The organism is Pseudomonas sp. NDM (genome assembly GCF_003105095.1).
Classification (GTDB): Bacteria; Pseudomonadota; Gammaproteobacteria; order Pseudomonadales; family Pseudomonadaceae; genus Aquipseudomonas; species Aquipseudomonas moraviensis_A.
On record NZ_QETJ01000194.1, the window covers coordinates 1 to 8,089 of the forward strand.

Here is an 8,089-nt window from a genome sequence, read left to right on the forward strand (position 1 = left end):
GCTCGCGATAGCGGTGCGTCAGTTAGATAGGCGTGTCTGAATAACCGCTATCGCGAGCAGGCTCACTCCTACAGGGCTATGCGCTGAATTCGGGATGTAAAAAAGGGCCTGCTCCAAATCGGAAGCAGGCCCTTTAGTCAAATAATCTACAACTCAATAAAACCGATCAATCACCCGAACTTCATTGTTGTTCTGCATCGAGTCCCACGCCTGTTTCAGCGTCTGCAGTACATTGCCAATGAAGTCCTTGTCGGCCGCAGCCTTCTTGCCGACATAACCATGGCCGCGGCGGTACATCTTCAGGCGGGCCAGCAGGTTCTGGTGGTTGCGGTCGAATTCTTCTTCGCCAGCGTGGGGCGACAGGCAGTCGATGTGCACCTGGCCCGATTTGCTGATCCAGAGAATATGGCTGTCGTGGCTGTCTTTCTGCGCCGCGAACATACGAGCCAGTTCTTCGATGGTGGGTTGATTGTTCAGATTCATTGTTATGCCCCTTGACCAGTCTGGTGATCTTTCAAAGTTGATTCGCTAATACAGGTAGCCCATCGGTTAGTTGATCCCTGGCACCGAAACCAGGACGTCAGCGCTCGCCCGTGTGGAGTACGGGGTCGTGCATCTGTTGCATGTAGTCGTGTTGAATAACTGCTACGCAATAGCGTCACAACGAGGAGAAGCAGCGAAAACCGGGAGGCTCCTTGACGACATATCCAGTGTCGGCCACAAGCGTCTTGAGAATTTTCGCCAGCGCTTCTCGTCCTTGTACTGGACGTTCAGGCCAGGTCAGCTTCTTCAATCTGCCTTGTGGGCAGCGTGTATCCGGAAAAAACAACTCGGCGGTCAGACGAGTTTGCTCAAGCGTGTAACCAGCGCTCCCGATCGGGGAACGTCTTCATCATGCAAAAGCAAAACGATGCCGTCAACGGTTTTGTAGTGATTATTTTCAAGCACTACATATTGTTGGACAAAGCCATTTTGGAATGAGAAAACAACCGTTCAAGCAACGTAGAGACAGGACCGGCGATGGATTCAGCGGGTCGCGGGCCGCGCCGTGCGTTTACGCGTGCCAGTGGTTTTGCTGGCAGTGGATTTGCGTTTTTTCTTCCACGGCGCTGCGGCTTTGCCGGCGGGAGGCGGGCCGCTGATGGTCAGACTGAGGGCAGAGCAGCGGGTGACTTGCTTGCTCATCCACGCAGCCTGTTTGGTGACGAATTCTTCCAGACTCATCTCGCCGCTTTGCACCATATCGAGCGCCTGCTCCCAGATCGCTGTGGTGCCAGGATCGGCGATTGCGCGTGGCACCGCGTCGATCAGGCTGAACGCGGCAGGTGTCGCCGCCAGTGCCTTGCCGTTCTTCACCAGATACCCGCGATCAAGCAAGCCTTGGATGATCGACGCGCGGGTGGCTTCGGTGCCGATGCCGGTGGTGTCCTTGAGTTTTTGTTTGAGCAGCGGATCCTCGACCAGTTTGGCAACGTTCTTCATGGCCTTGATCAGATCGCCTTCGGTGTAGGGTTTGGGTGGTTGCGTCCACAGATCCTTGAGATTTACCCGCGACACCGCGCATTCGACGCCCTGGCTCAGGGCCGGCAAGGTTTGCGGCGCGGGCGCTTCGCGGCCTTTCGCTGGCGCCAATGCCTCGGGCAGTGCGCGCTTCCAGCCCGGTTCGATGATCTGCTTGCCCACTGCGCGTAACGCCTGCCCGTTGCAATCGAAATCGGCCTGGGTGCGATCGTATTCGTGATTGGGCAGGAACTGCGCCAGGTAGCGCGCGCGAATCAGCGTGTACACCGCGCGATGTTTGCCGGTCAGACGTTCGAGGTTCTTCGCGGCGATGGTGGGGATGATGCCGTGGTGAGCGCTGACTTTGGCATCATTCCACGCCCGCGAGCGCCGCTGTGGTTCGAGAAAACCCTGCAAGGCTTCAAGGCTCGGATCGGCTTGACGCAACGCTGCGAGAATTGCCGGTGCCTCGCTGTGCTGGCTCAGGGGGAGGAAGCCGCAATCACTGCGCGGGTAGGTGATGACTTTGTAGGTTTCATAGAGCGCTTGGGCAATATCGAGGGTTTCCTGGGCGCCGAGGCCGAGCTTCTTCGAGCAGACTTCCTGCAAGGTGCCGAGGTCGAAGGGCAGGGGCGCCACTTCGCGCATGCGCTCGGTTTTCAGCTTGATGACTTGGGCGCTGGCGGCACTGTTGATCGCCGCTGCTGCCTGTTGCGCCAACGCCTGATTCAGGCAGCGATCCTGATCATCACAAACGTCCGATGGCGCGCGCCATTGCGCGGTAAACGCTGTGCCGTCGTGCAGCAGTTCCACGTCGATCGCCCAGAACGGCACCGGCACGAAGTCGGCGATGCTGCGGTCGCGGTCGACTACCAGTCGCAGGGTCGGCGTCTGTACTCGACCTACCGGCAACACGCCCTGATAACCGGATTGACGCCCGAGCAGGGTGAACAGTCGACTCATGTTCATGCCGATCAGCCAGTCCGCCCGCGAACGTCCCAGCGCCGAGTGATACAGGCTGAACGTTTCGGCTCCCGGCTTCAGCGCTGCCAGCGCCTTGCGAATCGACGCCTCGTCGAGTGCCGACAGCCACAAGCGGCGGATCGGCCCGCGATAGCGGCAGTGTTCGACCAGTTCCCGGGCGATCATCTCGCCCTCACGGTCGGCGTCGGTGGCAATGATCAGTTCGCTGGCCTCGCCGAGCAGGCGCTTCACCGCTTTGTACTGGCTGGCAGTGCGCGGCTTGACGGTCATTTTCCACTTGTCCGGAATGATCGGCAGATCTGCCAGCACCCAGCGTTTGTAGCGCGCGTCGTAGGCGTCCGGCGGCGCGGTTTCGAGCAAGTGGCCGATGCACCAGGTCACTGTGACGTCTGTCCCCAGCCAGCAGCCGTCGCCACGACGCCTGGCGCCGAGCACGGCCGCAATGTCTTTGGCCTGGGAAGGTTTTTCACAGAGGTACAGCCGCATATCTGCCATCGCTGGTTGGTGTGTGGAGTGGGCACAGGATGGCCGGAGTTTGCGGCCGCGGCAACTTTTATCTGTATGGATATACAGATAAAGCGTTGCTGAAGGTTTGTACCGTTCGGCTGCACGGCCAGCCGGGCCCGGGCCCATCAGCTATACCTGAACCGGTCTCTTCGCTGTGTTCAGGAGAACCTCATGAAAAGCCCCAGTCCCGTAATCAGCCTCGAACAACTGCCGGGCTGCCTGCTGGTGAAATTCCACGGCATCCAGGTCGCTGCGTCCTCCCACGCGCTGATCCTCCAGGAGGCCAACTACCCGCCGGTCTACTACATTCCCCGCGAAGACATCGACGAGAAATATTTCGCCCGCACCGACCACACCAGCTATTGCCCATACAAGGGCGACGCCAATTACTTCAGCCTTCAGGTGCCCGGACATGAGGGCGCGAACGCGGTATGGACGTACGAAAATCCAAAGGTCTCCGTCGCACCGATCCGCGACTACGTGGCGTTTTATCCGGACCAGGTGAAATTCGAAGTGATCAAAGGAGATGTCTGAATATAACTGTGGCGAGGCAGCAAGCTCACTCGCCACAGAAACAGCGTTGTCCAGGGTTCAGTTCTTGTCGAGATCGATATTCTTCGTCTCACGCAAGCAGATCATTCCCACCACCAGACTCACTCCGGTGATCAGCACCGGATACCACAGCCCATAGAAAATGTCCCCGGTATACACCACCAGCGCAAACGACACGGTGGGCAGGAAGCCACCAAACCAGCCGTTGCCGATGTGATACGGCAGCGACATGGAGGTGTAGCGAATGCGCGTCGGGAACAGTTCGACCATCAGCGCCGCCAGCGGGCCGTAGCACATGGCCGAGATGATGATCAGCGCAACGATCAGGGCGACGATCATCGGTTTGTTGATCTGCTGCATATCGGCCTGTTGCGGATAACCGCCGAGGGTGATTGCGCCGCGCAGTGCCGCCTCATCGAAACCGTCCAGTTTCACGTCGCCGACACTCACTTGCACGGCGCTACCCGCAGGCGCAGCGACGCTGGTGTAGGGCAGGCCCTGTTTGACCAGGAAGGTTTTCACCTTGTCGCACGGGCTGTCGAATTTGGCCTTGCCCACTGGATCGAACTGGAAGGTGCAAGTGGCCGGATCGGCGAGGACGGTAATCGGTGCCTGGCGGCTGGCCAGATCGATCGCGGGGTTGGCGTAGTGGGCCAGGGATTTGAAGATCGGAAAGTACAGCGCCGTCGCCAGCAGCAGGCCGAGCATCAGCACCGGTTTGCGCCCGACCTTGTCCGACAGCCAGCCGAAAAAGATGAAGAACGGCGCGCCGATCACCACGCTGATGATCAACAGACTGTTGGCCACCGCCGGGTCCATTTTCAGGAATTGGGTGAGGAAGAACAGCACGTAGAACTGCGCGGCGTAGAACGTCACCGCTTGCCCGGCGTTGATGCTGAACAGGGCGATCAGCACGACTTTGAGGTTTTCCCATTTGCCGAACGATTCGCGGATCGGCGCCTTTGAGGTTTTGCCTTCTTCCTTCATTTTCAGGTAGGCCGGCGACTCGTGCAGACTCAGGCGAATCCAGGTGGAAATGCCCAGCAGCACGATCGACAGCAGGAACGGAATGCGCCACCCCCACACCTCAAACTGATCGCCGGTAAAATAGCGGCAACCGAGCACCACCAGCAGCGACAGCAACAGGCCAAGGGTGGCGGTGGATTGAATCCAACTGGTGTGGAAACCGCGTTTGCCGATCGGCGCGTGCTCGGCCACGTAAGTTGCCGCACCGCCATACTCCCCACCGAGCGCCAAGCCCTGGAGCATGCGCAGCACCACCAGAATGATCGGTGCGGCGATGCCGATGCTGGCGTAAGTCGGCAGCAGGCCCACGCAGAACGTCGCCACACCCATCAGAATGATCGTTGCGAGAAAGGTGTATTTGCGCCCGATCATGTCGCCCAATCGGCCGAACACCAACGCGCCGAACGGCCGCACAATGAAACCGGCGGCGAACGCCATCAGCGCGAAGATGAACGCCGTGGTGTCGTTGACCCCGGCAAAAAACTGCTTGCTGATCACCGCCGCGAGGGCGCCGTAGAGGAAGAAGTCATACCACTCGAACACTGTCCCGAGTGATGAGGCGAAGATGACTTTCTGCGTTGCGTTGCTGGTCTCGGCGCTGCCCGCAGCGTCCAGCGGCTGAGCGTGGTCTGACATATCGGTATCCCTCACAGTGATTGTTTTTGTTGTTCCACTGGTGCTCGATGTCCTTGAATCAAACGCGGTCCCTTGTAGGAGTGAGCCTGCTCGCGATGGCGGTGTGTCAGCCAACGAAAATGTCGAATGTTACTCCGTCATCGCGAGCAGGCTCACTCCTACAGGGTCGGTGTTTACAACATTACGTTTGAGCATGAGTTGTGCCGCCTTCTCGGCAATCATCAGCGTAGGCGAACAGGTGTTGCCCGAGGTGATTTTCGGCATGATCGAGGCGTCGGCAACCCGCAACCCCGGCACGCCGTGCACGCGCAGTTGCGCATCGACTACCGCATCGCCGTCGTTGCCCATGCGGCACGTGCCGACCGGATGGAAAATCGTCGTGCCGATTTTCGCTGCCGCTTCGTGCAGTTGTTCTTCGCTTTGCAGGTTGGCGCCGGGCAGGTATTCCAGCGGTTTGAAGGCCTGCAGGGCAGGGGCGCTGACGATGCGTCGGGTCAGGCGAATCGCATCGGCGGCGACACGCAGGTCTTGCGGATGGCTGAGGTAATTGGGCTGAATCAGCGGCGCCGCTTGTGCATCGGCCGAGCGAATCTCGACGCGCCCACGGCTCTGCGGGCGCAGGTCGCACACCGAAGCGGTGAACGCCGGGAAACTGTGCAACGGTTCGCCAAAGCGCTCCAGCGACAGCGGTTGCACGTGATATTGCAGGTTCGCCGAAGTCTGCTCGGGACCGGATCGCGCAAACGCGCCCAACTGACTCGGCGCCATCGACAGCGGGCCGCTGCGGTCGTACAGATAACGCAGACCCATGCCCATCCTGCCCCACACGCTGCCGGCGATCTGGTTCAGGGTTCGGGCGTTTTCCAGCTTGTAGATCAGGCGCAGTTGCAGGTGATCCTGCAGGTTGCCGCCAACCCCCGGCAGCTCATGAATCACGCCGATACCCAAACGCTCGAGCAGCGGCCGCGGACCGATCCCGGAGCGCTGCAGAATACTCGGTGAGCCGATCGAACCCGCGCACAGGACAATCTCCTTGCGCGCCTTGAATCGTTTGATCTGGCCCTCATGACGCGTGCTGACTTTCGTCGCGCGGCCATCCTCCAGCAAGACACGATCAACTTCTACACCGGTCAGCACAGTCAGGTTCGCCCGGCCTCGCAGCGGTTTCAAAAAGGCCTTGGCCGCGTTCCAGCGCACCCCGGCTCTCTGGTTGACCTGAAAGTAGCCGCAGCCTTCGTTGTCGCCCTGGTTGAAGTCATTGATGCTGGCGATGCCCCTTTGCTCGGCAGCGCTGCGAAAGGCATCCAGAATCGGCCATGACAGGCGCTGTTGCTCGACCCGCCATTCACCCTGATCGCCGTGAAATTCAGCGCCGCCGGCGAAGTGGTTTTCGCTCTGCTTGAACAGCGGCAGCACATCCTTCCACGCCCAGCCCGGATTGCCGGCCGCCGCCCAACCGTCATAGTCGCTGGCCTGGCCGCGCATGTAGATCATGCCGTTGATCGATGAACAGCCGCCCAGCACCTTGCCGCGCGGATAACTCAGCGCACGGCCATTGAGACCCGGTTGCTCTTCGGTTTTGAAGCACCAGTCGGTGCGCGGATTACCGATGCAGAACAGGTAACCCACAGGAATGTGAATCCAGGCGTAGTTGTCGCGTCCGCCGGCTTCGAGCAGCAACACCCGATGCTGAGGGTCTGCGGATAGCCGGTTGGCCAGCAGGCACCCGGCGGGGCCGGCGCCGACCACGATGTAGTCGAATTCATCGAGGGACGTCTGCATGCCCTGACCTCGCTTTTTGTTTTTATTGTCGGACACTCTAGTTGTTAGCTTTCGTTAAAAGAATGTTAGTTTTTACGCAGCCGCTGTGCGTTTTCAAACAGCGTTCAGCGACGATAGCCGACAAGGACCCGCCATGTTCGACTGGAACGACCTGCGTTTTTTTCTCGAATTGCAACGCAGCGGCCGCTTGCTCACCGCCGCGCGCCGGCTCAACACCACCCACGCCACCGTGGCACGGCATATCGAATCGATCGAGAAAAGCCTCGGCACTGCGCTGTTCGTTCAGCATGCCCAAGGCTATGAAATGACCCCGGCGGGGGAGGCGCTGCTCAAGCACGCCGAAGCGATGGAAAATGTCGCGCTGCTGGCGCAGGAGGAAATTACCCAGTCCACGGCGCCGCTGGGCAAGATCCGCGTTGGCGTCACCGAAGGCCTCGGCATCAAATTTCTTGCCAGTCGCATGATCGGTCTGTTCGAGCGCTACCCCGGCCTTGAGGTGGAACTGGTCGCGGTGCCGCGCTTCGTCAGCATCCTCAACCGTGAAGCGGAAATCAGCATCCACCTCGAACGACCGTCCGCTGACATGCTGGTCACGCGCAAACTCACTGATTATCGGTTGGCGCTTTACGCCAGCCAAAGCTACCTCGACAAGGCACCGCCGCTGCACAGCCGCGAAGATCTGGGTCGACACGCGTGGATCGGCTACGTCGACGATCTGTTGTTCAGCCAGGAACTGATGTTCCTCAACAGCTTCTGCCGCGGCCCGCGCGTGGTGTTTCACAGCACCAGCGTCATCGCTCAGCAGGAAGCGGCGCGCTCGGGATTGGGCATCGCCGTGCTGCCGTGTTACATGGCCGCGTCCGACCCGGATCTGGTGGCGCTGCTGCCGGATGAAAGCATCGAGCGCAGCTACTGGATCAGCACGCGGCGGGAGTTGCACAAATCGGTGCGGCTGCGGGTGGTCTGGGATTATGTGGTGGGATTGTGCGAAGCAGAGCAGGGTCTATTGCGCGGTTAGTCCTGCATCACACAAATCTCCTGTAGGAGTGAGCCTGCTCGCGATAGCGGTGTATCTGTGAAGCTAGCTTTGACTCATACACCG

Annotated in this window: 6 protein-coding genes; 2 read left to right on the top strand and 4 right to left on the bottom strand. The window is 59.8% G+C overall.

Annotation, left to right across the window (positions count from 1 at the left end):
• Window positions 1-153: 153 nt before the first annotated feature.
• The gene (locus DCO47_RS23990) at window positions 154-483 is read right to left on the bottom strand and encodes a hypothetical protein (protein ID WP_042609383.1); all 330 of its coding nucleotides are present in this window, start codon (window positions 481-483) and stop codon (window positions 154-156) included.
• 543 nt (window positions 484-1,026) lie between these two features.
• The gene (locus tag DCO47_RS23995; protein WP_116659063.1) at window positions 1,027-2,970 is read right to left on the bottom strand and encodes a DNA topoisomerase III; all 1,944 of its coding nucleotides are present in this window, start codon (window positions 2,968-2,970) and stop codon (window positions 1,027-1,029) included.
• 192 nt (window positions 2,971-3,162) lie between these two features.
• On the opposite strand from DCO47_RS23995, the gene DCO47_RS24000 reads away from it, so the two are divergent.
• Entirely contained in the window at window positions 3,163-3,525 is a 363-nt protein-coding gene (locus tag DCO47_RS24000; protein ID WP_042609386.1) for a DUF427 domain-containing protein, read from the top strand.
• Window positions 3,526-3,582: 57 nt separating this feature from the next.
• Here DCO47_RS24000 and DCO47_RS24005 read toward each other — a convergent pair whose 3' ends face one another.
• A complete protein-coding gene (locus DCO47_RS24005; RefSeq protein WP_116659064.1) occupies window positions 3,583-5,205 on the bottom strand; it encodes an MFS transporter in 1,623 nt (540 codons plus the stop codon).
• Between the two features lie 129 nt (window positions 5,206-5,334).
• On the bottom strand, window positions 5,335-6,987 hold the full coding sequence (locus DCO47_RS24010) for a GMC family oxidoreductase (protein ID WP_116659065.1): 1,653 nt from the start codon (window positions 6,985-6,987) through the stop codon (window positions 5,335-5,337).
• 133 nt (window positions 6,988-7,120) lie between these two features.
• Between DCO47_RS24010 and DCO47_RS24015 the strand changes: the two genes are divergently transcribed.
• On the top strand, window positions 7,121-8,005 hold the full coding sequence (locus DCO47_RS24015) for a LysR family transcriptional regulator (protein WP_116659066.1): 885 nt from the start codon (window positions 7,121-7,123) through the stop codon (window positions 8,003-8,005).
• The last annotated feature ends 84 nt before the right edge of the window (window positions 8,006-8,089 follow it).